General features: G+C 42.9%; 24 protein-coding genes. 12 read left to right on the top strand and 12 right to left on the bottom strand.

Annotated elements, in window-relative coordinates; all coding sequences use genetic code 11:
• A partial coding sequence (locus tag PN457_RS17990; RefSeq protein ID WP_417006619.1) for an LVIVD repeat-containing protein occupies positions 1–862 on the bottom strand: 862 nt, incomplete at its 3' end.
• Between the two features lie 494 nt (positions 863–1,356).
• Between PN457_RS17990 and PN457_RS17985 the strand changes: the two genes are divergently transcribed.
• The 3 genes from PN457_RS17985 to PN457_RS17975 all read left to right on the top strand — a co-directional run bounded on the left by PN457_RS17985 (position 1,357) and on the right by PN457_RS17975 (position 4,120).
• Entirely contained in the window at positions 1,357–1,584 is a 228-nt protein-coding gene (locus PN457_RS17985) for a hypothetical protein (RefSeq protein ID WP_271734960.1), read from the top strand.
• 297 nt (positions 1,585–1,881) lie between these two features.
• Positions 1,882–3,432, top strand: a complete 1,551-nt coding sequence (locus PN457_RS17980; RefSeq protein WP_271734959.1) for an ATP-binding protein — start codon at positions 1,882–1,884, stop codon at positions 3,430–3,432.
• Positions 3,433–3,637: 205 nt separating this feature from the next.
• A complete protein-coding gene (locus tag PN457_RS17975) occupies positions 3,638–4,120 on the top strand; it encodes a hypothetical protein (protein WP_271734958.1) in 483 nt (160 codons plus the stop codon).
• 32 nt (positions 4,121–4,152) lie between these two features.
• Here the strand turns inward: PN457_RS17975 and PN457_RS17970 are convergent, their stop codons facing one another.
• Genes PN457_RS17970 through PN457_RS17960 form a run of 3 tightly spaced genes read right to left on the bottom strand, consistent with a single transcriptional unit; the run spans position 4,153 to position 7,486 of the window.
• Positions 4,153–4,308 carry a hypothetical protein gene (locus tag PN457_RS17970; RefSeq protein WP_271734957.1) on the bottom strand — a complete coding sequence of 52 codons (156 nt, stop codon included), beginning with the start codon at positions 4,306–4,308 and terminating at the stop codon, positions 4,153–4,155.
• Entirely contained in the window at positions 4,278–6,407 is a 2,130-nt protein-coding gene (locus PN457_RS17965; protein ID WP_271734955.1) for a heavy metal translocating P-type ATPase, read from the bottom strand. The genes PN457_RS17970 and PN457_RS17965 overlap by 31 nt, the downstream gene beginning before the upstream one ends.
• Positions 6,404–7,486 carry an ATP-dependent 6-phosphofructokinase gene (locus tag PN457_RS17960; RefSeq protein ID WP_271734953.1) on the bottom strand — a complete coding sequence of 361 codons (1,083 nt, stop codon included), beginning with the start codon at positions 7,484–7,486 and terminating at the stop codon, positions 6,404–6,406. Before PN457_RS17960 ends, PN457_RS17965 begins: the two co-directional genes overlap by 4 nt.
• 25 nt (positions 7,487–7,511) lie before the next feature.
• Here PN457_RS17960 and PN457_RS17955 point away from each other — a divergent pair, with 25 nt between their 5' ends.
• From PN457_RS17955 to PN457_RS17915, 9 genes are all read left to right on the top strand, one after another.
• The gene (locus tag PN457_RS17955; protein WP_271734952.1) at positions 7,512–7,688 is read left to right on the top strand and encodes a hypothetical protein; all 177 of its coding nucleotides are present in this window, start codon (positions 7,512–7,514) and stop codon (positions 7,686–7,688) included.
• Positions 7,689–7,777: 89 nt separating this feature from the next.
• Entirely contained in the window at positions 7,778–8,317 is a 540-nt protein-coding gene (hoxE, locus tag PN457_RS17950; RefSeq protein WP_271734951.1) for a bidirectional hydrogenase complex protein HoxE, read from the top strand.
• Positions 8,304–9,887, top strand: a complete 1,584-nt coding sequence (locus tag PN457_RS17945) for a NuoF family protein (RefSeq protein WP_271734950.1) — start codon at positions 8,304–8,306, stop codon at positions 9,885–9,887. The genes hoxE and PN457_RS17945 overlap by 14 nt, the downstream gene beginning before the upstream one ends.
• 86 nt (positions 9,888–9,973) lie before the next feature.
• Positions 9,974–10,690 carry a bidirectional hydrogenase complex protein HoxU gene (gene hoxU, locus PN457_RS17940; protein ID WP_271734949.1) on the top strand — a complete coding sequence of 239 codons (717 nt, stop codon included), beginning with the start codon at positions 9,974–9,976 and terminating at the stop codon, positions 10,688–10,690.
• 76 nt (positions 10,691–10,766) lie between these two features.
• Entirely contained in the window at positions 10,767–11,312 is a 546-nt protein-coding gene (locus PN457_RS17935; protein WP_271734948.1) for an NADH-quinone oxidoreductase subunit B family protein, read from the top strand.
• A gap of 86 nt (positions 11,313–11,398) precedes the next feature.
• Complete coding sequence (locus PN457_RS17930; RefSeq protein WP_271734946.1) at positions 11,399–12,853, top strand: Ni/Fe hydrogenase subunit alpha; 1,455 nt, start codon at positions 11,399–11,401, stop codon at positions 12,851–12,853.
• A 141-nt stretch (positions 12,854–12,994) separates the two neighbouring features.
• Complete coding sequence (locus PN457_RS17925; RefSeq protein ID WP_271734944.1) at positions 12,995–13,270, top strand: hypothetical protein; 276 nt, start codon at positions 12,995–12,997, stop codon at positions 13,268–13,270.
• A 294-nt stretch (positions 13,271–13,564) separates the two neighbouring features.
• Positions 13,565–14,035 (top strand): hydrogenase maturation protease, encoded by a 471-nt coding sequence (locus tag PN457_RS17920; protein WP_271734943.1) that lies wholly within the window; start codon positions 13,565–13,567, stop codon positions 14,033–14,035.
• Positions 14,010–16,274, top strand: coding sequence for an acetate--CoA ligase family protein (locus PN457_RS17915; RefSeq protein WP_334310776.1), 2,265 nt, complete (start codon positions 14,010–14,012; stop codon positions 16,272–16,274). Before PN457_RS17920 ends, PN457_RS17915 begins: the two co-directional genes overlap by 26 nt.
• Here PN457_RS17915 and PN457_RS17910 read toward each other — a convergent pair.
• From PN457_RS17910 to PN457_RS17875, 8 genes are all read right to left on the bottom strand, one after another.
• Entirely contained in the window at positions 16,257–16,997 is a 741-nt protein-coding gene (locus PN457_RS17910) for an amino acid ABC transporter ATP-binding protein (protein ID WP_271734968.1), read from the bottom strand. The two genes, PN457_RS17915 and PN457_RS17910, sit on opposite strands and share 18 nt — an antisense overlap.
• A gap of 41 nt (positions 16,998–17,038) precedes the next feature.
• Positions 17,039–18,181 carry an amino acid ABC transporter permease gene (locus PN457_RS17905; RefSeq protein WP_271734942.1) on the bottom strand — a complete coding sequence of 381 codons (1,143 nt, stop codon included), beginning with the start codon at positions 18,179–18,181 and terminating at the stop codon, positions 17,039–17,041.
• Positions 18,182–18,332: 151 nt separating this feature from the next.
• Positions 18,333–19,253: an amino acid ABC transporter permease gene (locus PN457_RS17900; protein ID WP_271734941.1), complete on the bottom strand. Its 921-nt coding sequence runs from the start codon at positions 19,251–19,253 to the stop codon at positions 18,333–18,335.
• A gap of 15 nt (positions 19,254–19,268) precedes the next feature.
• Complete coding sequence (locus tag PN457_RS17895; RefSeq protein ID WP_271734940.1) at positions 19,269–20,333, bottom strand: amino acid ABC transporter substrate-binding protein; 1,065 nt, start codon at positions 20,331–20,333, stop codon at positions 19,269–19,271.
• A gap of 225 nt (positions 20,334–20,558) precedes the next feature.
• A complete protein-coding gene (locus tag PN457_RS17890; RefSeq protein WP_271734939.1) occupies positions 20,559–21,266 on the bottom strand; it encodes a hypothetical protein in 708 nt (235 codons plus the stop codon).
• Between the two features lie 69 nt (positions 21,267–21,335).
• Entirely contained in the window at positions 21,336–23,630 is a 2,295-nt protein-coding gene (locus tag PN457_RS17885; protein ID WP_271734937.1) for a dynamin family protein, read from the bottom strand.
• A gap of 13 nt (positions 23,631–23,643) precedes the next feature.
• On the bottom strand, positions 23,644–24,435 hold the full coding sequence (locus PN457_RS17880; protein WP_271734936.1) for a hypothetical protein: 792 nt from the start codon (positions 24,433–24,435) through the stop codon (positions 23,644–23,646).
• 28 nt (positions 24,436–24,463) lie between these two features.
• The gene (locus PN457_RS17875) at positions 24,464–26,875 is read right to left on the bottom strand and encodes a dynamin family protein (protein ID WP_271734935.1); all 2,412 of its coding nucleotides are present in this window, start codon (positions 26,873–26,875) and stop codon (positions 24,464–24,466) included.
• Between the last annotated feature and the right edge of the window lie 81 nt (positions 26,876–26,956).

Genomic DNA, 26,956 nt, shown 5'->3' with positions numbered 1-26,956 from the left:
ATCCGGCACCATAAGTACCAGCGACATAGGCGTAGTTCCCCACTACTTGTACATCCGAAGCACCGCCAGAGGTATAGTAACCGCCGGTGGGGGTAGGTTTAGCAGGCTTGCTGATATCGATGATTTGCAATCGGCCATAAGTACCAGCGACATAGGCGTAGTTCCCCACTACTTGTACATCCGAAGCAGAGCCAGAGGTATCGTAAACGCCGGTGCGGGTGGGGGTGGCGGGGTTGCTGATATCGATGATTTGCAATCCGGTACCATAACCAGCCACATAGGCGTAGTTCCCCACTACTTGTACACCATAAGCCAAGCCAGAGGTATTGTAACCCCCGGTACGGGTGGGGTTAGCGGGGTCGCTGATATCGATGATTTGCAATCCTCCATTCCCATCAGCGACATAGGCGTAGTTCCCCACTACTTCTACATCATAAGCAGAGCCAGAGGTATTGTAATTACTGAAGGGAAAAACATTGAGGGTGATATTGCCTGTTTCACTACCATAACCATCCACCGCTAGGTAATAGGTAGTTCCGGGAGTGATGTTAAAACTCACACGGCTTTGTTCACTATAATTTACCCCCAAATCATCATTCTGTGCTACTAATGTCAAACCATCCACAGTATCACCGGTGAATACAGATAACACCGTATCAAAATCACTGCCAATAGTATCTATAATAACTCTGTTGGCGGTAGCTGGGGCAGTCCAACTCCACCAAGCAGAGTTAATTACACCCTGCTGGGCTGGTTCCCCTATTTCCCCGGTAAAGCCGACGTTACTACCGGTGATGATATTTCTGTTAATGATGATGGCATTGACAAAGTTGTCATTGGAAGTAATAGGCACAATAGACATAGATTTAAGGTGTTATAAGTACTCGATAAAATAAAGAATATCTGGAGTATAAAAATTCAGATATTCACCAGGCTTAATTAAACTTCATATTACAACAAATACCAGAATTATTTAACTTTTATCGGTAAAATATACTTTTTTTAATACTAATAACTCAGTGATACTATTTAGCTAATTTTGTCATCTATCTAAAAATAGATATTTGAGAAGATAAACCATATATCCAATCAAGGGGCGATCGCCGTTACTTGTATTATTGATGTGAGAATTAATACTTACGCATTAGACAGGAGTTTCTCGCTCCCGGTGCTGGTAGCTTTTAAACCCTGACCCGTCAACCGTCAACGGTTCGACTCCGCTCACCGACCACCGTCAACAGTTAACACCCAGTCGGATTTATCCGACTTAAGCTATCAGACAGGGGTTTATAACCCCTGGCTCCCGGTGCTGGTAGCTTTTAAACCCTGACCCGTCAACCGTCAACCGTCAACGGTATGGCTAACGCCACGCTATCGCTATCGACTCCGCTCACCGACCACCGTCAACAGTTAATACCCAGTCGGATTTATCCGACTTTAGCTATCAGACAGGGGTTTATAACCCCTGGCTCCCAATGCTCTAAACTGCTGCAGTTTCACCAGCGATCGCACTGGCGTTTTGTCAGTCAACAATCATGTAGTAAGATCCCCGACTTCTTAAATAATTGGCATAATCTCATATAACTTGTCCAGAAGTCGGGGATCTGTGTAACTCGAAGATCATGCTGGGTAAGATCCCCGACTTCTTAAATAATTGACATAATCTCATATAACTTGTCCAGAAGTCGGGGATCTGTCAAGGTGGGCAATATCCCCCACTTCTACCAAAATTTATAACTACCTGACAAGATCATAGTCAGAAGTCGGGGATATGAGTAACTAATAAAAGCGATCGCACTGGCGTTTTGTCAGTCAACAGTCAACAGTCAACAGTCAACAATGATGGCAGTTATAATCAAATCAACCTATACCTAAACTTTTATGACTAAATGGTTTAACACTGCTGGCCCTTGTCAACCGGATATACACTATACCCTACCCACCACCGAACGGTTACCAGAGTTAAAACGCCTGATTGCACAGCGCAATTACTTTGTTATCCATGCACCCAGACAAACCGGTAAAACCACTGCCATGCTCACCCTAGCACAGGAACTGACAGCCAGTGATAAGTACACCGCCGTCTTACTATCCTTAGAAGTGGGTGCAGTATTTCCCCATGATCCTGGAACTGCTGAACGAGCAATTTTAGATGAGTGGAAACAGTCGGTTAAATTTCACCTACCAGCCAACCTACAGCCCACTATATGGCCAGAAGTGGGTACTGGTTCCCAAATTGCGACATTTTTAAGCACTTGGGCAACTGATTCACCCTTACCCCTGGTGGTATTCTTAGATGAAATTGACGCTTTAAGTGATGAAACCTTAATTTCTGTACTGCGCCAATTACGCTCCGGTTATCCCCGTCGTCCCCTGGGGTTCCCCCAATGCGTAGCCTTAATTGGGATGCGGGATGTACGTGATTATAAAGTAGCTTCTGGTGGTAGTAACAGGTTAAATACCTCTAGCCCCTTTAATATCAAGGTAGAGTCTTTAACTTTAAGTAATTTCACCTTAAAAGATATCAAAAGTCTGTATGAACAACATACCACAGCCACGGGACAAATCTTTACCCCTGAAGCCATTCACCACGCCTACTATTTAACCCAGGGTCAACCTTGGTTAATCAATGCGATCGCCCGTCAGGTTACGGAATACCTAGCAGAAGATACCAATATCCCTATCACGGTAGATTTAATTAATCAAGCTAAGGATATCCTAATTCAAAGGCAAGACACCCACTTAGATAGTTTAGCCGAGCGACTGCGGGAAGATAGGGTTAAGGCGATTATTCAACCCATGTTAGCTGGGGAAGAATTACCAGATGTGCCTAATGATGATATTCGTTTTCTCCTAGATTTAGGATTGTGTCGCTATCATCCCATCAGAGGTTTAGAAATTGCCAACCCGATTTATAGAGAAGTTTTACCTAAAGTTTTAGCCTATACCCCCATTATGTCCCTAGGGGTGATTGAACCTGAATGGTTGAGTCCTAGTGGTGAATTAATCCCAGAAAAATTATTAGACTTATTCTTAGACTTTTGGCGACAACACGGAGAACCATTATTTAAAAGTACCCCTTACCCAGAAATAGCCCCCCACTTAGTATTAATGGCATTTTTACACCGGGTTGTTAATGGTGGTGGTAGCTTAGAACGGGAATACGCTATAGGTTCCGGGAGGATGGATATATGTCTGCGTTATGGGGATGTAGTCTTAGGGATGGAATTAAAGGTATGGAAACAGGGTAAACCCGACCCCTTACCCCAAGGATTGATACAATTAGATAAGTATTTATCAGGACTCAATCTAAATACAGGATGGTTGGTAATATTTGACCGTCGCCCCAATTTACCCCCCATCAGTGACAGAACCACCACCGAAATCACCCAGAGTCCCCAGAACAGAAATATCACAGTCATTAGGGGGTAGCCTAGTCATCTATTCCAGTCGGATTTATCCGACTTTAGCTATTAGACAGGGGTTTCTAACCCCAGGCTCCCTGTTACCAACAGGGGAATAGATACGTTACCACAGGGGAGAGCCATTAAATTATTTATTACATTTGATGTGAAATTAGATGTGATATTATTGCTGTAATTTGAGCTAAAAAAAAGGATACACCATGTTTTACAGCATGAATGATGGATTGAAAGTAACCAATGTAGCTACTGCTGATATAACTAATTGGTTAAAAAATCGACCTGAAACCATTGAAGTAGTTAACGTTGAAAACGATCCATCATTTCAAAAACGAGATATTGATTTAATTTGGGAAACTCAAAATCAGAAGGTTTTAATAGAAATTAAGGGTGATCGCAATCATACAACTGGTAACTTTTTCTTTGAAACTCATAGTAATTTAGAAAGGCGAACACCTGGATGTTTCATGTATACAGAAGCTGATTGGATATTTTATTACTTTGTGGGAAACAAAACCTTGTATCACTTACCAATGCCATTAACTAAAGAGTGGTTTATAAAAAATATAAACCGCTTTAGAGAACGTTCAACACAAACACTTATATCTGGCGGTGGCTATTATACAACTGTTGGAAGGCTAGTTCCTATCAATGATGTAATCAAAGAAGTAACAGGAGTAATACAAAGTAACCTATAACCCTAATAAATTGCAATCGCCCCACCTCATCCCTAGCAAATTCTTAAGGGAAATTTCATGACCCCTGATTCATCCAAATATTTTAGGTCTATTTCTGCACTAGCCGCAACCAATTCTAACATACTGCTTACAGCAGCGCTGCGCGATCGCCTAAGTGCTACTTCTCTCGCGGTGGGTCTTGGTGCCACAAAGGACGCAACCCATTTAATCCAGCTAAAATTGCCGAACCATTATGAATCAGGGTCGCTGCTAAGGGATGCAACCCTATGGTAATAGTTAGTCCTAAAGCCGCTAAATTAGGGAATACCACTAAACCAATATTTTGTTTAACAACCGCTGCGGTTTCACGGGCGATCGCAATTGCTTCTATAAAACTGGTCAAATTATCATCCATCAGCACCACATCCGCTGTTTCTCTAGCTACTTCAGAACCTCCGCCAAAGGAAATCGCCACATCAGCATAGGCTAAAGCAATAGAATCATTTAAACCATCCCCGGTGAAAGCCACAGTTTTACCCGATGCGTGGATTTTCTGGATAATTTCCGCTTTTTGTTCTGGGAACGCTTCAGCATGAACTAGGGAGGGGTAAATATCAGCTTCTTTAGCTACAGCCATAGCCCTTTGCTGATTATCCCCTGTAAGTAAATGTATTTCCATACCATATTCAGAGTGCAGTTTCTTAATTACTGCCGCACTTTCTGGACGCAGGGGGTCTGTATAGGCGATAATTCCTTGAAACTCCTGATTAATCCCCACATACAGACAAGAATCATGGGCAGAAATATGGTAGTTTAAAAGCCGGGGAGAAATACCACACTGACGCAAAAAGCGATCGCTTCCTACAATAACCTGTTCACCATCAACCAGACAGCGCACCCCTAACCCAACTTCATAAACAAATTCTTGTCGTGGTAAAATTTCTACACCTTGTGCTTGGGCGTATGTCACTAGGGCGTTAGCTGCTGGGTGCGTAATATGTTGTTCTGCAGATGCAGCTAATGTTAACAGACGGTGAGCAGATATACCTTGATCTACGGTTTCCACAGCTACAACTTCCACATCACCCTTAGTTAAAGTACCGGTTTTATCAAATACTAGAGTATCAACCTGCGCTAATTTTTCCAGAGCACCACCACTGCGGATCAAGACACCATGTCTCGTAGCGTGGTGTAGAGCTGCTAAGAAAGTTGTAGGGAGAGCTACGCGAATCCCGGTGACAAAATCTAAGGTGATAATAGATGCAGCTTTGGACGGGTTACGAGTAATAATTAACACTATTGCCGCCAAAATCAAGGCTGGTAATACCGCTTTTTCGGCAATGTTAGCCGCATAATTACCCATGCGTGTATCATGAACAGGAGCTTTTTTGACTAATTCTATACTCGCCCCAGCACGAGTAGCAGCGCCCACCCCTTGGGTTTGGATGTAAATTTCTCCTTCCCGTACCAGGGTAGAGGCATAAACTGCTTGTCCCACTTGACGTAAAATCGGCATGGACTCACCCGTCAGCCTTTGTTGGTCAATAATCGCTTCCCCCTGTAGAATTTTGCCATCGACGGGGATTTGTTCACCAGGATATACTATCACTGTATCTTGGGGTTGTACCTCGGTAATTGACAGGCGTTGTATTTCCCCATCCGGTTGTTTTACCCAGGCGTAATTTCCCAGGGAATTTAATAAGTCCGCGGCGCGATTTTCCGTAACCCTGGCTGTGCGATCGCGCATCATATCGCCAATTTGATGCAGGATAATTAATAAAGCTGGTGTTAACAGATTACCTTGGATAGAAGTTAAGGCGATCGCCATTAAATCTAGACAATCTATATTTAACTTTCCTTCCCGGCTAATACTAGTATAAGCCCGTTCAGCAATGGGTAAAACTGCCAGTGCTAATGTAGCAGCAATTATCACCCTGGGAATAGGTAAACCTAAGCGCAACACTGCCAAAACAGTAGCTAAAATTGGTAATTGCCGGGGATAATCGGCTTTTTTCCGGATATTTTTACTTTTATAGTTCTTGGCTTTATGCAGTAAACTTACTATATAGTCTGGTATTAAACTACTCTGAACATCAGACACTTGATATTGAACTGCCACAGAACTGCACCAGGGATTAACACGTACTGCTAAAATCCGACCATCAGACTCCAGTAACTCTTGCACACAGACCAAATCTAGGGTAGTCCGCAATCTGATTCTGCCCGGAATTTGATGTACTATCTGATAGTTGGATTTGTCACCCCCTGGCTGACTGCTAAACGTAGATGTAATATTGCTGGTAATCATGGGTGATGGCCAATGTAAGTACCGAGCGATCGCGCTGTTTGCACTAAAAAGTTATGAGGATTTACTAAACAAGGACTCTCAGCCAAAACCGCTTCTAAAGGAACAGCAACAACCTGACCATTTTGCCAAGCTACCATCTGCCCAGATTGTCCATTAGCTAATAAATCTACCGCAGCTTTACCGAAAGCCGTAGCTATCAAACGGTCTAAAGCCGAAGGAATACCACCGCGTTGAATATGTCCTAAGACAGATACCCGAACATCAAGATCGTGCGTGAGGGCGCGAATCTCATCAGCAATATATTGACCCATACCACACGAAGGGCGTTCTACTCGCAGCGGTACCGCGCTATCACAGGATGTATAAGCAGATGAATCTGTAGCCACTTGAATACCTTCAGCCACAACTACAATAGCAAACCTACGTCCCCTGTGGCGTAGCCGTTCTAAATGCTCACACACACCCCCAATAGAATAGGGAATCTCAGGAATTAAAATCACATCCGCACCCCCCGCAATACCCGATTGTAGGGCTAAATGTCCCGCATTGCGCCCCATCACTTCCACAATCATCACCCGGTCATGACTACAAGCAGTAAAAGTCAAACGATTGAGCGCATCAACAACAGTATTTACCGCCGTATCGAAACCTACAACTCTTTGGGTCTGTCCCACATCATTATCAATAGTTTTAGGAATACCGATAAATTCCCAGTTTCCTTGACTTTGGAGTTGATAGAGAATTGCCAAGCTACCATCCCCACCGATGCCAATCAAAGCATCTAATCCTAAAGCATAGTATCCAGCAACAATCTCTTCTACATGAGCTAGAGTATCACCTTTATTAATACTACCCAAAATTGTCCCCCCCATATTCAGCAAAGGGTCAATACCACGCAAGTCTAAACCATGTATACTCAATGGAGTAGCTTCACGGTCTAAAAGTCCTCTAGTTGCATAAGGAATACCCACCACCTCCCAGTTATATGTCAGGGTGGCGTGATGCACCACTGCTCGAATCACCGCATTTAGTCCGGGACAGTCACCACCACTGGTTAGGATACCAAGTCTTTTTTTCATGGTCATCACACATTCGGGCTAGAACATGGGCATATTATTTTCTGTCAAGCCTCAACCGTCAACCGTCAACCCCCAACCCTCAACCCCCAACCCTCAACCGTCAACCGTCAACCCCCAACCCTCAACCGTCAACCGTCAACAGTCAACAGTCAACAGTCAAATAAATCAAGTTTACATCGTCAATCTGGCGAGTGCCGATTAACTTTCCTTACAATTTTTTTTATTGTTTTTGTCTCAACCTGATTGATTGTTACACTAGGGTCATCCCAGCCAAGAGGAGCCAGAGCAATTATGAATCCAACCTCTGCTGTTCAAACTAACAACACAGCAAAAGCTCACTCCGCAACCACTACTCAAGGGGATAAGCGATTTAAAATTCTGTCAGCGCATATTAAACGCCATCAGTATCAACAAAATGCCCTAATTGAGATCCTGCATAAAGCACAGGAACTTTTTGGTTATTTAGAAAACGATGTCTTAATTTATATCGCCCACGCACTGAAATTACCACCAAGTCGGGTTTATGGGGTCGCCACCTTTTATCATCTATTTTCCCTTGCACCTAGTGGCCTCCATACCTGTGTAGTTTGCACTGGTACCGCTTGCTATGTCAAAGGCGCTCAGGCTATCCTCACAAGTTTAGAAACATCCATACATCTTCGCCCCGGTGAAACATCCCCAGATGGTCAAGTTTCACTGCAAACCGCCAGATGTCTAGGTGCTTGTGGAATCGCCCCCGCCGTAGTGTTTGATAAAACAGTGATAGGGTATCAAACCCCCGAATTAGTTCTGGATCACATCAAAGGATGGTTAAAAGATGGATCTAACTGAATTAATAGCGATCGCCCACAAAGAAAAAACAGCCAGCAAACCCATAGAAATCCGCTGCTGTGTAGCGGCCGGTTGTCTGTCTGCTAATTCACAAACTGTCAAACAGCGTTTACAACAAGCAGTCACAGCAGAGAATTTAACAGAAACAGTAGATGTGCGTGGAGTTGGCTGTATGCGCCTGTGCTGTCAAGGGCCATTAGTGCAGGTAGATGACCACACCCTGTACCAACAAGTCACCCCCGACGATGCACCCGCAATTATTGCTACCCTGGGAGGAAAAGAAACCACAGTTAAAAAAGGTGATTTAAATCACCCATTTTTTACATCCCAGATGCCCATTGTTTTGGAAAATAGCGGTAAGGTTGACCCAGAACGTATTCAATCTTATATCGCCGCATCTGGTTATCAATCCCTCCACCATGTCCTCCGGGAAATGACCCCCAAGCAGGTAGTAGATACCGTCACCGCCAGTGGTTTACGGGGACGGGGAGGCGCTGGTTACCCCACCGGGGTCAAGTGGGGAACAGTGGCTAAATCCCCAGGAGTACCAAAGTATGTCATCTGTAACGCCGACGAAGGTGACCCCGGCGCGTTTATGGACCGGAGTGTTCTGGAAAGTGACCCCCACCGAGTACTAGAAGGAATGGCGATCGCCGCCTATGCTGTAGGAGCCAATCAAGGTTACATCTACATCCGGGCTGAATATCCTATAGCTATTCATCGCCTACAAACCGCCATCCGTCAAGCCCAAAGCTTAGGTTTACTAGGTAGTCAAATTTTTGACTCCAGTTTTGACTTTAAAATTGATATTCGCATTGGTGCGGGAGCTTATGTCTGCGGTGAAGAAACAGCCCTCATGGCTTCCATTGAAGGTAAACGGGGGACTCCCCACCCCCGTCCCCCCTATCCAGCGGAATCAGGGTTATGGGGTTACCCCACCTTAATTAATAACGTCGAAACCTACGCTAATATTACACCAATTATCCGTAATGGGGCTGGATGGTTTGCCAGCATCGGTACTGCAAAAAGCAAAGGTACAAAAGTTTTCGCCCTAGCCGGCAAAATCCGTAACACAGGTCTAATAGAAGTACCCATGGGAACCACCATCAACCAGATTGTTGAAGTCATGGGCGGTGGTGTACCACAAGGGGGTGTAGTCAAAGCTGTACAAACCGGTGGACCCTCTGGGGGATGTATCCCCGCATCGGCTTTTGATACACCAGTAGATTATGAATCCCTGATTGAACTAGGTTCAATTATGGGTTCAGGGGGGATGATTGTCATGGATGAAACCACCAACATGGTAGATGTAGCCCGCTACTTTATGGAATTTTGTATGGATGAGTCCTGCGGTAAGTGCATTCCCTGTCGGGTAGGAACAGTACAGCTGTATCAATTATTAACCGCCATCAGTGAAGGTAAAGCCACCCAGACAGACTTAGAACTACTAGAGGAATTATGCGACATGGTTAAACATACCAGCTTGTGCGGTCTGGGACAGTCCGCCCCCAATCCAGTATTTAGCACCTTACGTTATTTCCGTCATGAGTATTTGGAATTAATCAAGTAGGTGGGGTAGAGTCCGCGAAACCCCACTAGTAAGGGGGAAAAGTAAATAGTTAATATTTTTACTTAAATTAAGGGTATAAATTAAACATGGCTGTCAAAACTTTGACAATTAATCAAGAATTAATTAGCGCCCGTGAAGAAGATACCATACTCCAAGCAGCCCAAGAAGCAGGAATTCATATTCCCACCCTGTGTCACCTAGAAGGGGTAACAGATGTGGGAGCTTGTCGCCTGTGTTTAGTAGAAATTGCTGGTACCAATAAACTTTTACCAGCTTGTGTCACGAAGGTCGCCGAAGGGATGGAAATTCAAACCCACACCCAGCGCCTACAAAATTATCGGCGCACCATTGTAGAGATGTTGTTTGCAGAAGGTAATCACATTTGCTCAGTTTGTGTAGCTAATGGTAATTGTGAATTACAAGATTTAGCCATTGAGATGGGTATGGATCATGTGCGGTTAAACTATCATTTCCCCTCTCGCTCCGTCGATGTTTCCCATCATCTGTTCGGCGTTGACCACAACAGATGTGTTTTATGTACTCGCTGCATCCGTGTTTGTGATGAAATTGAAGGAGCCCATACTTGGGATATGGCGGGGAGGGGAACAAATTCCCATGTAATTACCGACTTAAACCAACCCTGGGGGAGTTCCTCAAGTTGTACCTCTTGCGGTAAATGTGTTAACGCTTGTCCCACCGGTGCTCTGTTTAATCGGGGTTCTAGCGTGGGGGAAATGAAAAGCGATCGCCAAGTGTTGGAATTCCTAGTCACCGCTCGACAAAAACAACAATGGAACCGTTAACCGTGGTCGGTGAGCGGAGTCGAACCGTTGACTGTTAATTCCCCTCCTCAAAAATTCACCCATCCCCTTAGAAGTTATGACTCTTTTAAAACTAGCTACAGTTTGGTTAGGTGGTTGCTCTGGTTGTCATATGTCCTTCCTCGATTTAGATGAATGGTTAATTGACCTAGCCAAACAAGCAGAATTAGTTTACAGTCCCTTTGCTGACACCAAAGAATACCCTCTAGGTGTGGATGTTGTCTTAGTAGAAGGGGCGATCGCTAACCAAGAACACCTCAAAATGATTTACAAAGTCAGAGAGCGTTCCCAAATTCTCGTATCCTTCGGTGATTGTGCTGTCACCGGTAACGTTACAGCCTTACGTAACCCCATGGGAGACGCGCAAACAGTCCTCCAGCGTTGTTACATAGAAGCCAACCCCCTTTACCCCGCCATTCCCTCCGATGCTGATATAGTCCCCACCCTACTAGACCGGGTAGTACCAGTACATCAAGTCGTCCCTGTGGATATTTATTTACCAGGATGTCCCCCTGACGCTAATCGCATCAAATCCGTATTAGACCCCCTGCTCAAAGGTGAAATACCACAACTATCAGGGCGAGACATGATTAAGTTTGGTTAACTGCAAAACACAGCCAACAGTCAACAGTCAACCGTGGTCGGTGAGCGAAGTCGAACCGTCAACCGTCAACAAATCTGGTCTAAATCATGTCTAAGAAAATTATCATCGACCCCGTAACCCGCATAGAGGGACACGCCAAAATTAGTATATACTTAGATGATACTGGACAAGTCAGCGACGCTCGCTTTCATGTCACAGAATTTCGCGGATTTGAGAAATTTTGCGAAGGCCGCCCCTTTTGGGAAATGCCGGGAATTACAGCCCGTGTGTGTGGAATTTGCCCAGTTAGTCACCTATTAGCCTCCGCTAAAGCCGGCGATAACATCTTAACAGTCAAAATCCCCCCCGCAGCCGAAAAGCTGCGGCGGTTAATCAACCTAGCTCAGATTATCCAGTCCCACGCTCTAAGTTTCTTTCACCTGAGCGCCCCAGATTTGTTGTTGGGAATGGATGGCGATCGCCCAGACCGGAATATATTTGGTTTAATTGCAGCAGAACCAGAATTAGCCAGGGGGGGAATTCGCCTCCGTCAATTTGGACAAGAAATCATAGCTCAGTTAGGAGGACAGAAAATACACCCATCATGGGCCGTTCCCGGTGGAGTGCGCGATGCTCTCCGACCAGAAGGACGCACCCACATTCACAACCGCATCCCCGAAGCACGCACTACAATTTTAGAGGCTCTCCGTAGGTTCAAAGCAATATTAACAGACTACCAACAAGAGATCCAAACCTTTGGCAACTTCCCCACCTTATTTATGGGTTTAGTTACCTCCGCAGGTCTGTGGGAACACTACGACGGACATATCCGGTTTGTAGATAGTGGGGGGAATATCATCGCCGACCAACTAGACCCCAGCAACTATCAACAATTTATTGGGGAAGCAGTACAACCCGACTCCTATTTAAAATCTCCCTACTATCGCCCCCTAGGTTACCCCGACCAAACAGACCACTGTCATTTAAATAGTGGTATCTACAGAGTCGGACCCCTAGCCCGGTTAAATATCTGTAGTCACATTGGTACACCCTTAGCCGACGCAGAATTAAGGGAGTTTAGAGACAGAACTAAAAATACCCCCAACTCATCATTTTTCTATCACTACGCCCGCTTAATTGAAATCCTAGCAGCAATTGAACACATAGAAAAACTACTAGATGACCCCCACCTACTTTCAACCCGACTGCGCGCCCATGGGGATGTGAATCAATTAACAGCTGTAGGAGTCAGTGAAGCTCCCAGGGGAACCCTATTTCATGAATATCAAGTTGACGAAAACGGTTTACTCCAAAGAGTGAACCTATTAATTGCTACAGGTCAAAATAACTTAGCCATGAATCGGACAGTCGCCCAAATTGCGCGCCACTTTGTCAACGGCGAGGAAATCTCCCCCGGTATGTTAAACCGCGTAGAGGCGGGAATTAGAGCCTTTGACCCTTGTTTAAGTTGCTCAACCCATGCAGTGGGGCAAATGCCCTTACATCTGCAAATAATAGCACCAGATGGGACAATTGTCAACCAGGTTTGGCGTACCCAGTAGTCAAACAAATGTACTTTTGGCTGTTGACCGTGGTCGGTGAGCGGAGTCGAACCGTGGTCGGTTGGCTGTAACTCAGCTTTTAAACGCGTTAAATTAGTCGTAAACATAAATTCCGTCTATTTTCTACTAACTCAAATAGACTTGGAAGCCAAGGCACGGCGCGAGTCTTCCGGGGCTTTTTATTTCAGCCCATGGGAAGGTCGCAAGGAAGAATTAATTAACCGTGGTATTACGGCTGGTCGCCCCGGTATTACTACCACCCTAGCTCAGGACATAGAACCAGAGGCGATCGCCATCACCAGAGATGGTAATACAGCTTACATATCCTTACAAGAGAATAACGCGATCGCCGCCCGGACTTTATCCTACCACTCAGGAATTTTAATAAGCTGTTCTTTCATGGCCATCGGGCAGTAGCTGCAAGATCCCCGACTTCTGACATAATTAAGTATAGCTATGTATAATTTCTCCAGAAATCAGGTATCTGTGGGGGGATACAAGAGGCGATGTTAAATGCGATAGCGAAGCGCTACTGTAAGCAGATCGCCACCAAAGAAAGCGTTACAAAGCCATAAAAAATAAACCTTTGCGTACCTTTGCGTACCTTTGCGCCCCTTTGCGTTTAACAACAGATATTGTTTTTTTGTCTGTTCCCTGCTCCCCAAGATAAAAATTACCCGTTAAAAACCTATCAAACAAACTCTTAGTTATATGACAGCAAGAAAGATTCTTATTATTGGTTACGGTAACCAGTTACGCAGTGATGACGGTGTAGGGATATGGGTAGCCCAGGCTTTACAATCAATGGAGTTAGAGCAAGTAAAAACTCTAGCGGTTCACCAACTCACCCCAGAACTAGCCGATATTTTAGCTAATGTCGATTTAGCAATTTTTATTGATGCTTGTTTGACCACCCACAGCACTCAAGTGGAACTAGAATTAATTACACCCAACTCCGACCACATCATCACCACACACACCGGTAACCCTCCCGCTCTTCTGACTTTTACCCAGGCGGTTTATGGTTGTTCCCCCCGGTCTTGGTGGGTAAAAATTCCTGCAGTTAATGTTGATTTCGGCCATAAATTCTCAGCTGTCGCTCAAGCTGGATGTGCGATCGCATTAGAAAAAATTTCTACCCTTCTCAAATTTACCTATGCAAAATTCACTACCGAGAATTGACGCTCACGACATCCTGGGAACTCAAAAGCAAAACCCCCTAGATGCTATTTTTAAACCCAAGACAGTAGCAGTAATTGGCGCGAGTGAGAAAAAACAGAGTGTAGGACGTACCCTACTGTGGAACTTGATTAGTAACCCCTTTGGGGGTACGGTTTTCCCAGTTAACCCCAAACATCATAGTATTTTGGGGATTAAAGCTTACCCTACTGTCCTTGATGTACCCGAACCCATAGACCTAGCAGTAATTGCTACCCCGTCCCCCACAGTTCCCGCTATCATCAAGCAATGTCTAGCAGCGGGGGTTAAAGGTGCAATTATCCTCAGCGCCGGTTTTAAGGAAATTGGCACCCAGGGAGTCATTTTAGAACAGCAGATTCAGGCCGAAGCACAAGGTAAAATCCCCATTATTGGCCCTAACTGTCTAGGTGTCATGGCTCCCCTGACTGGTTTAAATGCTACCTTTGCTAGTAAAATCGCCCGTGGGGGAAATGTGGGCTTTATTAGTCAAAGCGGCGCTCTGTGTACTGCCATTTTAGATTGGAGTTTCCGGGAAAATGTCGGCTTTAGCGCCTTCGTCTCCCTAGGTTCTATGGTTGATATAGGTTGGGGAGATTTAATAGATTATCTCGGAGATGACCCGGAGACTAAAAGTATTATTATTTATATGGAGTCCATTGGGGATGCTGCTTCCTTCCTCTGTGCGGCTCGGAAAGTGGCTCTGACTAAGCCCATTATTGTCATCAAAGCCGGACGAACAGCGGCCGCAGCCCAAGCCGCTGCTTCCCACACCGGTGCTCTAGCGGGGAGTGATGAAGTGCTAGATGCAGCTTTTCGCCGTTGTGGGGTCTTGCGTGTCAATAGTATTTCTGACCTATTTAATATGGCGGAACTCTTAGCAAAACAACCCCGCCCTTCTGGACCACGGCTGACAATTTTAACTAATGCAGGGGGTCCGGGGGTATTAGCCACAGATGCTTTAATTGCAGCGGGGGGAGAAATTGCCCCCATACCCAGGGAAACTCAAGCAGAGTTACAAAAAATACTACCGCCCCATAGTTCTGTGAGTAATCCCATCGATATCCTGGGGGATGCAGACCCACAGCGGTACTCCCAAGCCTTACAAGTGGCTTTAAATACCCCACAGAGCGACGGGTTATTAGTCATCCTCACCCCCCAAGCAATGACAGACCCGACTCAAACAGCCCAGATGTTGGCGGATTGTGTCCAGGATATCCAGCAAGCATCTGTGGTCGGTGAGCGGAGTCGAACCGTAAAAACTAAACCAATTCCCATCCTGGCCAGTTGGATGGGAGGAGAAGAGGTAGCAGAGGGACAAATGATTTTAAATAAACACCATATTCCCACTTACCCCTATCCTGATACTGCCGCTCGGATGTTTTGTTATATGTGGCAATCGAGTTACAATTTACGTGGTATCTATGAAACCCCCCTAATATCGGATTCTTCCACTGGAACGCCAGACCATAAAACTGTAGAAGCAACTATTGCAGCGGCTACAACAGCCCAACGCCAGATTTTAACAGAGTTAGAGTCAAAGCAGATTTTAGCAGCCTATGGTATTAATATAGTGCCCACAGAGGTGGCTTATAGTCCAGCAGCAGCGGTTAAATGCGCCGAAACTATTGGTTATCCCGTGGTGTTAAAGTTATTTTCCCACACTATTACCCATAAAACTGATGTGGGAGGTGTGCAGTTAAACCTAATGGACTCCACAGCTGTAACTCAGGCTTATAATTTAATTCGTCAGCAAGTAGAAGAGAAAGACTTTTTAGGGGTGACTGTGCAACCGATGGTAAAAACCACCGGTTATGAGTTAATTGTTGGTAGCACTGTAGATGCTCAGTTTGGACCGGTTTTACTGTTTGGTACTGGGGGTCAGTTAGCTGAGGTGTTTAAAGATTACGCGATCGCCCTTCCTCCTTTAAATACTACCTTGGCGCGGCGGATGATAGAACAAACACAAATCTATCAAGCACTTACAGGGGTGCGGGGGCGCAAAAGTATTGACATAGCGGCTCTAGAAAAACTCATGGTAGTATTTAGTCGTCTGGTTGTGGAACAACCCAGAATCAAAGAAATTGACATTAACCCTTTATTAGCTTCTTCTGAGAAGTTAATCGCCCTGGACGCGCGGATTATTCTCCATGACCCGGAAATCCCAGACCAGGAGTTACCCAACCCCCCCCTAACCCTAGAGATTCTAGAGAATTTGCGCTAAAAACTTTCGCGTCCGGGCTTCCTTGGGGTTGGTGAAAAAATCATCAGGTGTAGCTGACTCAATCAGGGAACCACTATCCATGAGAATTACTCGGTCAGCAACTTCACGAGCAAATCCGACTTCGTGGGTAACTACTACCATCGTCATCCCATCCCTAGCCAGGCTCCGCATTACATCTAATACTTCTCTGACCATCTCTGGATCTAATGCAGAAGTGGGTTCATCAAACAGCATAATTTTAGGTTTCATCGCTAAAGCACGGGCGATCGCTACCCGTTGTTGCTGTCCACCAGATAATTGTCCGGGATATTTCTGCGCTTGTGCTAAAATACCAACTCTTTCTAGGAGTTGCATGGCTAATTCTTCAGCTTTTGGCCTTGTCAACCGCCGCACCCAAATGGGAGCTAAAGAAATATTTTGCAGTACTGTTAAATGGGGAAATAAATTAAACTGCTGAAAGACCATCCCGACTTCTCGGCGAATCATTTCAATATTTTGCAAGTCATGGCTAAGGGTAATACCGTCAATGATAATTTTTCCCTGTTGGTATGTTTCTAAAGCGTTAAATGTGCGGATAAAGGTTGACTTACCAGAACCAGAAGGCCCCATCAAAACTACCACTTCTCCACGATTGACATCTAAACTCACGCCCTGGAGAGCATGAAATTTACCGTACCATTTGTGAACATCTTCAGCAACAATTATTGGTTGTAACTCTGACATAGGCTCTAAATTGGGAATCATTAGTAATATTGCTTTATTGACTAATTATTTAATTGTCTTTCTAATCGTCTAGAGGCTAAGGACATCAAGTAACAAAATATCCAGTAAATTAATCCAATAAATAAATAAACTTCTGCATAGCGTCCCAGAAATTGGGGCTGCGCCAAAATAGAACGGGAAATACCCGTGAGTTCTACCAATCCCACCAGAGATAATAGGGAAGTGTCTTTAAATAAGCCAATAAACTGACCAACTATTGCTGGAATCACCGCCCGTAAAGCTTGGGGGAGAATAATTAAAATTACTACTAAAGGTGTATTCAGTCCTAATGCTTTTGCTGCTTCGATTTGTCCAATTGGGATCGCTTGCAGTCCGCCACGCACGTTTTCTGCCATGTAAGCAGCACTAAATAATACTAGTCCCGCAACTCCTCGCAATAACCGATCTAAACGCAAATCTGTGGGCAGAAATAATGGCAACATGACTTGGGCTAAGAACAAAATTCCAATTAGCGGTAGTCCTCTCACAATTTCAATGTAGCAGATGCAAAACCAACGCACTACAGGCAAATAACTGGTGCGTCCTAATGCTAGTAAAACACCAATGGGAAAGGAAAGTATTATACTAACCACTGCCATGAGTAATGTTAGTAATAAACCGTTCCAAAGGTTGGTAGATACCGGTTGTAAGCCAAATCCACCGCCAATTAGCCACAGAATTACGGGGAAGGACAACAACCATATTAGAGAAAGCCAAGGTGCTATTAGTTGATGAAATTTACCTCCTAACCAAAAACCTGTAACGAGCAAAACTGCAATCAACAGCAACCACAGGCGGGATGTCAAATCCCAGGGGAAAATCAGGCACAAGAATCCCGCAATCAAGGCATATGCAGCTTGGCGCTTTGTCAACTGTTGTTTACTAAAGAATACACCCACAGTGATCGCACTGAAGGTGGAAGCGATCGCCAGGACAATCCAAACTCGCCAGTATAAGGCTTGAGGAAATCTACCGACTAAAAATAAACGTAAATTCACCCAAATCACTGCCCATTGTGCTTGAGTAATTGCCCAATTCAGTAATCCCCATACCGTCCAAAACAACAGTAATAAGCAGATAACAGTTAATAAGCTGTTATACCAGCTACTAAAGAGGTTTTTACGTAACCAAGTCAATTTAGTCATTAGTTATAGCACTACGCATACACGTTAGAACATCATAATTGTGGTTTTAAGGGAACAGGGAACAGGGAATGGGGAAATGTCCTAACACTTGTGGTTACTGCTATAGTGGTCATTGGTCATTAGTCATTGCTTCCTACTCCCTGCACCCTACTTATTTGATCTGCACTTGGCGGTTGAATAAGTTCATTGTTAGGGAAATAGTTAAACTTAGGGTGAGATATGTCAATATCAGTAGCAACATTACTTCTACGGCTCTCCCGGTTTGGTTAAAGGTGGTAGAGGCCACAAAATAAAGATCCGGGTAGCCGATGGCGATCGCTAAACTGGAATTTTTAGTTAAGTTTAAATACTGACTGGTCAGTGGCGGAAGAATTACCCGCAAGGCTTGGGGAAATATGACCAGACGCATAATTAATAATGGTGGAAGTCCTAGCGATCGCGCTGCTTCCCATTGCCCTTTTGGTACTGATTGAATACCCCCGCGAACGATTTCGGCAATAAACGCACCAGTGAAAAACACCAAACCCAGCAATAAAGCTGAAAACTCTGGAGATAAAGTAAACCAAGGCAGTTCTAGTCCATCTTGGCTGAGTCCCAAAAATCCCCAGAGGGAAATTTTCTCCTCTCTTGTGGGAAAACCTAAAAATACAGCAAAGTACCAAAATAATAATTGCAGCAGTAAAGGTGTATTGCGAAAAATCTCTACGTAAATACTCGTAATCTTTCGCAATAGCCAGTTATCAGAAAAACTCGCTATCCCGGCACTAATCCCTACAATGGTCGTGAAGAAAATACCTAAAATCGCCACCCGCAATGAGTTCACTAATCCTACCCACAAAGCGTAAGTGTAGGTATCAGTTGGTTGGTAATTCAGTAGGCTTTCACCAATCCCAAAAGAGGCTTGCTGCTGGAGAAAATCAAATCCTAACTGAATGCCTAATTGCTGCAAATTGCGGTGGAGATTACCCCACAGAATCATCACCATAACTGCTGCTAACAATACAGCCATCAGTTGTGCTACAATATTCCAAAACCGATAATCTCGCCATATAGGTGGTTTGGGATTAGCCATGAGTGATTTTCCCCTTTACCGAAACGGCGGCGAATAGAGTAATCCGCCCTTTGTCCATAGTTGATTTTGACTGCGAGGGAGATTCAGGTTAGTATTTGGGCCCAGATTGCGATCGTAAATTTCGGCATAGTTCCCGACCTGTTTGACTATCCTGGCGGCGAAGTCGTTTGTTAAACCTAGTCCTTCTCCCAGGTTGCCTTCTGTGCCTAAAAAGCGTTTAATATCTGGGTCGTTACTAGTAGCCAATTGTTCCACATTTTGGGAATTAATCCCCAACTCTTCGGCTTTAATCAGGGAATAAACTACCCAGGTCACTGCACTAGCTAATACAGAGTCACCTTTAGCAACCGCTGGTGCTAGGGGTTCTGAGGAAATTATTTCATCCAGAAGGACGTTATCTTCTGGATTGGGTAGAGTGGTTCGCCGAGAGACTAAGGCAGAACGATCAGCTGTAATCCCATCACAACGCTTTTCAGCATAAGTGGCAAAAGTCACATTAATATCTTCAAAGACGATGGGCTTGTAGGTGATGTTTCGTTTCCGCATTTGGTCTGCTAAATTTTGCTCCGTAGTGGTTCCATTTTGAACACAGATGGTTTTGTCTTTCATATCTGTCAAGGAATTAATTCCACTATTTTTGCGCACCATGATGGCTTGACCATCGTAAAAGACAACGGGGGCAAATTCTAGACCGATGGAAGTAGCGCGGCTGAGAGTCCAGGTGGTGTTACGGCTGAGAACGTCTACTTCCCCTGTCTGGACTGCGGTAAATCGCTCTTGGGCGCTCAGATTGCGAAATTCTACTGCATCTGGGTTGTCAAATAAAGCAGATGCGATCGCTCGGCAGATATCCACGTCGATACCACTATACTTACCGTCAGTTTCCACAAAGCTAAACCCTGGGATTTGTCCACTGACACCACAAATTAGCTGACCACGACTTTTGATGCTATCCCAACGATTACGAGTTGTTTGTGTTCCGGGATTGTTGGCTGTGTTTGTTGTTCCTTCTGGGTTGTTACAAGCGGTAATAGCAAATATTAGGGGAGCGATCGCTAAAATTAACGCTGATCTTCTCATAAACTTCATGAATGCTGCACCTGACAAATTGTATTAGTGACTACAATATTTTTCTTGTAAATAAGTAGCTATTCGCAATATAAAACTTTTTGAGTACCTATGCTAAATATTCCTGGAATCTCAAATATTAATGTAGTCACTAAAAAATATTTCAAGGATGTTGCGTTTAAATGCTCACCATTGCATCCCCAGGCTATAAAGCCTTGGGGAATTAGGCGAGTTTAGTTAGAGATGAAACTGAATTACATTATCCAGCGGTTGTAAGAACTTGTTATTCACAACTTCCTGATACATCTTCAGGTCTGTTTCCCAGTTATCGATGATTTTAGCTAAAGCTGTTAAACCCTGTTTTTCGTCTTCTGGGTTGATGGGGTGTAAGCAATTAGCGGTAAATAATACAACCTTTTGTGAGGTTTGCTCTGCTAATTGCAGGAGTGCTTCGTTAATGTCTAGATTCATTTGTACCCCTGGTTGATTGTACATAAACTTCAGAGACGCTTGTACTGGCGTTGTACCGTATTCTAGCCATGGTCCGGAATTTAACAGGGTTCTGTATATATATTCCCGCGTTCCATTTTCTTGGTTATCAAATGGCGCATGACCCCGAAAGGTGATACTTATGCCTTTGTAGTTTACTTGTGGTAGGGTCTGAATATATTTATGAGCAATGGCTGGAATTTGTACTACTTGCGGTTGTCCTTGTACGGACAAAGGTTGTGCGAAAATAATCCGATTTAAGTCTGCTATGACTGTAATCCCATTTTGAAAGGTAACCTGGGCTGCACTGTTGGTCAATATTGGCGCTTTGGCTAATTCCCACTCACTGGGTACAATACCACTGTATTTGAGAAAGTCTGGGGTTAAAATGGTGGGGTTGTTTTTCTGCGCGGCGATCGCGATCGCCATTTCCTGTATATTTAACTTTGAATTCATCTGGAGTTGTGATATAATTGTTTACAGTCATGATTCAATGAATAGTATAACATTTTACCAAAAAAACTGCTAACTTGCTTTTAGCACTTCTTCCCAACTGCTCCTTTTTAAGGCAATAGATAACTGTCTTAATCTTTCACTCACTTCTAAATCAGATGTTGTTCCTTGCAAACTCTGGGGAATTTCGGCTAAAAGTAATGGGTTTCCTTGTAACCATTCATTAATAGCCACCCCTGTCCAAGTACCTTGTTTATCTCTGAAACTATCAACTAATCCCTTGAGTTCTTGAACACAATAGGACTCAAAACTGGCTGCATCAAAAATTGCCGCACATAAGTATTCTTCAAAGGCATTAATATCACTTTCCACTTCAAAACTTACGGCTTCTTGTGGTACAATAGGTTCCGTCATCCCAGATTTTGATAGTGTTACCTCTGTCACCCCTAACACCTGTTGGCGAGTTTCCGGGTTAAACAGCAAATCAGCACCATACTTTACATATCTTTTCAAAACACTATAACCTGGTTCCAAGCCAGTATAATAGTTATCAACAATCTCAATATCTACTCCCAAACTTTTCACAATTTTATTGCGGGTATCACTGTTAACTGGACCGCGAATTAACACCTCTGCTACTGGACGCGCAAAGCGTAAAAATAACACACTTAAACTATTTTCTAACTTAGATAAAAAATAAGCTTCGGAATTTTCAATTAATCTAGCTTTAACTTGATCACTTCCCCATAATAAAGTGGTCATGTATTCCACTAACTTTAATGCTTCATTCTTTAATTCTAGAGCAAGTTCATGGGCAATTGTTGATAACACCCTGGTAATATCAATATATAAATCATCACGCCAAGCAAAATTAGCTTTCATGCGGTCAAATTCTGGATTGGAATTAGCCAAAAAAATAGTATCTTTCTTTCGCAATGTTTCCTCCCGCAGTTTCTGCATTTCGCTGTTGACAACTTGCAGATATCTTTGGCGGAATTTTTCTATTTTGGGTAAGGAGTCAGTAGTTAAATTCTCTAATGTGTTTCTAGATACATAATCTTCATAATATTGTTGTAAATCAGCTTTAATGCTTAACCATTTTTGATTCCACCATTCTGCAAATAAAACTCGTCGATTATTTTCTGCAAATAATTTTGCCTCCTCAGTATTTTCCGGGTGCTTCTGACCGACTAGATGATAAATTTGTTCAGAGGTGCTAATGATTTTATTCAGAGAAGCTTCACACCGTTTCTTTAAAATATTCACACGCTCATGATTAATATAATTAAAAATTTTCTCTTTAATAGCTGGGATACCAGTAGCATTGGTTTTGAGACTTTCTGCATCGGTAATCCCAGTTAATCGCTGTAAATGAGCTGCAATCATACTGGGGTCACCAATTTCTAATTTAGTCTGTGATCCTGCTATATTATTTAAAATCAAATATGCACCAGCAGAACCAGAAACAAGACGTTGACTAGGTAAGTTCGCCCGTTTTGACCAGTCTTGAGATGCTTCTTGGATATGGGTTTCTAGTGCTTCAGGACTAGCTATAGAATCAATGCGACTGAGAAATACAAACAGTTTATCAGCAACGGTGACGTTTTTATCCCCTAGTTCTGTAAATTTGATGATTTCTAATTCCTTCTCTCTCAGACTAGTAAAGCGCTGTACCAAAATCACAGCGTCACAGTCTGATAACATTTCCTGTGCTTCATCAACGTGTTTTGCTAAACCTGAATCTAAACCGGGAACATCATAAAAAACAATTCCTTCAGCTTGTGCAAGTTTGTTAGTATAAAGTCTAGCCTCTAACACAGCATGAGCGTATCTTTCATCAGCTACATACTTTTTTAACAGTTCTTTAATATCTTCTAGTCTGGTAAATGGAAAAGTGCGATCGCCTTCCCTCCTCACTTGCTGTAAAGTTACTTGATTAGCGTGGATAGTATTCAGGTCTTCCTTTGCGTTGGCTTTTTCTAGTTCCGTGAGTAAGTTGGTAAATTCAGCTTCGGTTTTAGCTTGTACCTCTAGTCGTTGTTCAGACTCATTTGCAACGGAGTAAATTTGTGTAGTGGTAAATGTACATCTTCCTCCCTTTGCTGGGAGTAAGTCACATTCTAACCAAGCATTGACAAAGGTACTTTTTCCGGCTTTTTCTAACCCCACAACCGCAATCCGGAACTCCCGTTTTTGCAGTCTTTCCAACTGACGACGGGTGGGTTCTGCTTCTTGGATCAGAGTTTCTATTAATTTAGTAGGAACTTGTGCTTGGGGTAAATTAGCTAAACTCAAAGCGTGTCTTTGAATATTTAAAGCATCGCTCAGACGAGTTTCATAGTAGGAAGATGCTGTTTTCCAATCCATTTTGGCAAATCCTTTAAATCCTGTTAAATTCTTCTAAACCCAACACAGATAAATATTTAATACAAGCTATTTTGCGGATCACCCCTTGACCATGAGCAGGTAGATTACTTTTTAAAGTGTATGAGATTTGCTTCCCGATCATGTCTTGTCCATCAGCAATGTTAATTCTGATGTAAACTTCTCTTTGTTCACTTATATCTGTGATCTTCTCGTCGGTTAAATCTAGGTTCTCCTGGACGCTATCAGCTTTTTGATCATTAGTACACAGAAAATAGGAAGCATTACCTATCAAGTCCTTGATGTCAGCTTGATTAATAGGGTTATTGTTGGTAAATTTTCTCGCTACTGATGCTGGTACAACCAGACATAAAGATGCAGATTCACTCTTTTTTGGGGGAGTAGCAGGGGTTGGAGCAATCGGAGATTTTAATGGTAACTGTGTGTTTTCTCTATTTTTTAGAAATAAATAAACTAATAAAATTCCCAAGGCAATAATAATAATAATGAAGTACAAGTCTTCATTAATCATTTGCTCTCCGCTTGGACTCTGCGAAGTATTTTTGCTACTATTTAATAAGTTGTTTTTTATCAAATTACCTAACATATATAAATCATCTTTCAACTTAGAGTTACCTTCAATTCCCAAATCTTGACAAATTTGATCAGCTTGTGTTTTATCTGAATCAAGGATACGGTAAATTACCGCATATAAAACTCCCACTTTCTGACCCTTGATATGATCATACTCCTGAGCATACACTTGTTGATATTGTTGATATAGTTCTTTTAATTTTGATGGGTGCATATGATTGTATTTGAATTTATATGCAAAATCAACTTTTCACATTCCAACTTTGTCCTAAGCTATCAAAATCTTCAGAGAGGTTTTGAGCTTTTTCCTGCATAGGTACCCAGATATTTCTTTGTTTTTCATAATCTAGAGTAGTTTCTTGGTGTGCTTTATCCAGTCTGGCTTGATAACGGTCAATAATATCATTCTGAATTTGAGATACGGTTTTTTTTAAACAATTAATTTGTGTGATTAACCAAGTGGCGATTTTATTGACTATTTCTGCTTCTTGCTGTTTCGACTGAATAATCCAACTGGTCAGCAAATCTTCTACACTAGGTATTGCCGCATTATCACTAGAACGGGTTTGATATTCAGTTTCATAAAAAGTTTTTTCCCATATCCATAGAGTATACCAGAGTCTTTCTTTTTTTTCTACCTTGATTTCTTCTTCCCAAGTTCCTTGATGAATAGGAAAACCAGCTTGAAAGCAGAAATTAAATGTCAATTGGTTAGCGTCAACTTTAATCAGTTGTCCTTCTGGGAATTTGATGGCTATATGGGGGGCTTGATTATTGGCATTTTCTTCAATATAAGCCAAATGACAACGGAATAATTCAGAAACTGAATTGTAAATTCTCTCTACCACCTGTTGGGAAACTTGCTTTAATACATCTTGCAAAATAACGTTTAAATGTATAGCTAGTTCATTTAGTCCCTCATTGATCTGTTGGAGTCCTTTTTTCTGTGCTTCTGTCCTCGCTTCCATATTTTTGCCTTCTTTAGCTAGGGAACCTGTATAACCCAAGTTAATTAAACGCTGTAAATTTTTTGAGAGTAAATTCACGCTTAATACATTGGCTCGTTTCAAGTTGGGAGTGTCTAAATCTACCTTTCCGGTTTCTAAAGACTTTGCAACTGCTTCTAATACTTGGTTAATTCCCTTGTTCAATTCCGGGAAGCATCCGTATATGGGGAATAATTTCTCTCCTAATTGATTATAAGGTGCCTGTGCTTGCAGTTCCCCAATTACCTTTTTGATGTGATTAACTAGGTCTTCTGTTGATTCCCCTGCTGAAACCTGTTTAACTTTTATTTCTAGGTCTTCGCAGGGTTTTTTAAGCTGTGCATCACTTTCTTCAAGTAATGACTGTAGCGCTGACCTGGTTTGTGATATCTTTTCGCACTCTTGTTGATATTGTTCCTCAGAACTATTAACAATAGCGGTTGTTGTTTGTAAAGACCACTCTCTCACAGCATTTCCAGCAGCTATATTAAACCGTTCTATGATTTGAGGGATGACTAACTGAGGGAAATGTTGATTAATATGTTTTCTTAAGTTATCGTGAAATTCCTGTCCATAGGATTTTTGCCATAATGCTTGCGCCACTCTGTTTTTGTCGTGAACAGACCATTTTTGAGTGTTCCGGGGCAAATCTTCTAATATATCTTCAATTAATACACTAAAATAGTTATCCGCCTTTTTACACGCTTCACCGCTGTAAATAGTATCAAAACTTTGCATTTGCAGGGATAACAAGGCGGGCCATGTACTTAATTTGACTACTTCTAAATTTTCGATTTCCTCTGAGTATTCCCTTAGCTGCTGGGTTAACTCCCTTTTAATATTAGCTATGGTGCTTTCACAAAAGCGATTTTCTGTTTCTGGCCAGTTTTTATCGGTGCGGAAAACATCGATTCGATTCAAAGTAAATAGCATTCTCGCGGGAGAACCGCCTAAATCTTTGACCTGCTGTACTACTTCTTGTAGTAAACTATGTACTTTTTGGGAATCTGTCTCTGCGCTGTTATAGGTGACTATACACAGAGCCTCGCGACACTGTTTAATCACATTAGCGTTACCCTCATCACCCACGTAAGCTAAACCGGGTAAATCCAGAATTCTGACAGTGGTACCTTGTGGTAGTTCCCATTGGGAGTCGTTTAAAAGTCTAATGGGGTAAAAAATTTTAGATTGTGGACAAGCTAAGTTGGGTTGTGTTTCTCGGTTTTCGATATAAGTGATCATCGCCTGGTAGAGACGCTGATAAATTTTCTCTTCAGTAATACCCTTCCATTCTCCACACTCCCACAATGCGCCTGGGGTTTCATAGATGACTAAAGACTTTTGTGGATTGTATTCAATAGTCACAGTACCAGCACTCATTTCACTCACCGCTACTGGTACAATTTCCGCTCCGCAGAGTAAATTAACTAAGGTGCTTTTACCGCTGCTGGTGGTTCCTGTGGTAGCTAGGGTAAGAGTGGGATAACGCAGTTCATTCACCAGTTGATTTAAGGCTGTTTCCAGGTTATGTGACAGTTTTTCTATTTCCGGTAGATATGTCTCTGGTAAGTGCTGGCAGATTTCTATGTGAAAATTATTCCAGCATTGAGCCAGTAGTTTGGCTTTAAATTCGATAGCTTCAAATACCTCGTAGACTTGATCATTCATATTATTTTGTATTTATTTGTACAATTGTTGTACTTTCTTAGTGTAGCGTATTGGTAGCCTAAATCTCTATATGCTCAAAAT

Origin of the sequence: Anabaenopsis arnoldii (genome assembly GCF_028331025.1) — a bacterium.
Classification (GTDB): domain Bacteria; phylum Cyanobacteriota; class Cyanobacteriia; order Cyanobacteriales; family Nostocaceae; genus Anabaenopsis; species Anabaenopsis arnoldii.
This window is presented reverse-complemented; position numbering and strand designations above follow the sequence as displayed.

Bases quoted from the DNA above. Each gene is read 5' to 3' on its own strand.
- PN457_RS17885 (WP_271734937.1), bottom strand. From the start codon at position 23,630: ATGGATTGGAAAACAGCATCTTCCTACTATGAAACTCGTCTGAGCGAT.
- PN457_RS17930 (WP_271734946.1), top strand. From the start codon at position 11,399: ATGTCTAAGAAAATTATCATCGACCCCGTAACCCGCATAGAGGGACAC.
- PN457_RS17935 (WP_271734948.1), top strand. From the start codon at position 10,767: ATGACTCTTTTAAAACTAGCTACAGTTTGGTTAGGTGGTTGCTCTGGT.
- PN457_RS17875 (WP_271734935.1), bottom strand. From the start codon at position 26,875: ATGAATGATCAAGTCTACGAGGTATTTGAAGCTATCGAATTTAAAGCC.
- hoxU (WP_271734949.1), top strand. From the start codon at position 9,974: ATGGCTGTCAAAACTTTGACAATTAATCAAGAATTAATTAGCGCCCGT.
- PN457_RS17945 (WP_271734950.1), top strand. From the start codon at position 8,304: ATGGATCTAACTGAATTAATAGCGATCGCCCACAAAGAAAAAACAGCC.
- PN457_RS17880 (WP_271734936.1), bottom strand. From the start codon at position 24,435: ATGCACCCATCAAAATTAAAAGAACTATATCAACAATATCAACAAGTG.
- PN457_RS17910 (WP_271734968.1), bottom strand. From the start codon at position 16,997: ATGTCAGAGTTACAACCAATAATTGTTGCTGAAGATGTTCACAAATGG.
- PN457_RS17960 (WP_271734953.1), bottom strand. From the start codon at position 7,486: ATGAAAAAAAGACTTGGTATCCTAACCAGTGGTGGTGACTGTCCCGGA.
- PN457_RS17895 (WP_271734940.1), bottom strand. From the start codon at position 20,333: ATGAGAAGATCAGCGTTAATTTTAGCGATCGCTCCCCTAATATTTGCT.
- PN457_RS17890 (WP_271734939.1), bottom strand. From the start codon at position 21,266: ATGAATTCAAAGTTAAATATACAGGAAATGGCGATCGCGATCGCCGCG.
- hoxE (WP_271734951.1), top strand. From the start codon at position 7,778: ATGAATCCAACCTCTGCTGTTCAAACTAACAACACAGCAAAAGCTCAC.
- PN457_RS17975 (WP_271734958.1), top strand. From the start codon at position 3,638: ATGAATGATGGATTGAAAGTAACCAATGTAGCTACTGCTGATATAACT.
- PN457_RS17955 (WP_271734952.1), top strand. From the start codon at position 7,512: ATGGGCATATTATTTTCTGTCAAGCCTCAACCGTCAACCGTCAACCCC.
- PN457_RS17905 (WP_271734942.1), bottom strand. From the start codon at position 18,181: ATGACTAAATTGACTTGGTTACGTAAAAACCTCTTTAGTAGCTGGTAT.
- PN457_RS17980 (WP_271734959.1), top strand. From the start codon at position 1,882: ATGACTAAATGGTTTAACACTGCTGGCCCTTGTCAACCGGATATACAC.
- PN457_RS17920 (WP_271734943.1), top strand. From the start codon at position 13,565: ATGACAGCAAGAAAGATTCTTATTATTGGTTACGGTAACCAGTTACGC.
- PN457_RS17985 (WP_271734960.1), top strand. From the start codon at position 1,357: ATGGCTAACGCCACGCTATCGCTATCGACTCCGCTCACCGACCACCGT.
- PN457_RS17900 (WP_271734941.1), bottom strand. From the start codon at position 19,253: ATGGCTAATCCCAAACCACCTATATGGCGAGATTATCGGTTTTGGAAT.
- PN457_RS17965 (WP_271734955.1), bottom strand. From the start codon at position 6,407: ATGATTACCAGCAATATTACATCTACGTTTAGCAGTCAGCCAGGGGGT.
- PN457_RS17915 (WP_334310776.1), top strand. From the start codon at position 14,010: ATGCAAAATTCACTACCGAGAATTGACGCTCACGACATCCTGGGAACT.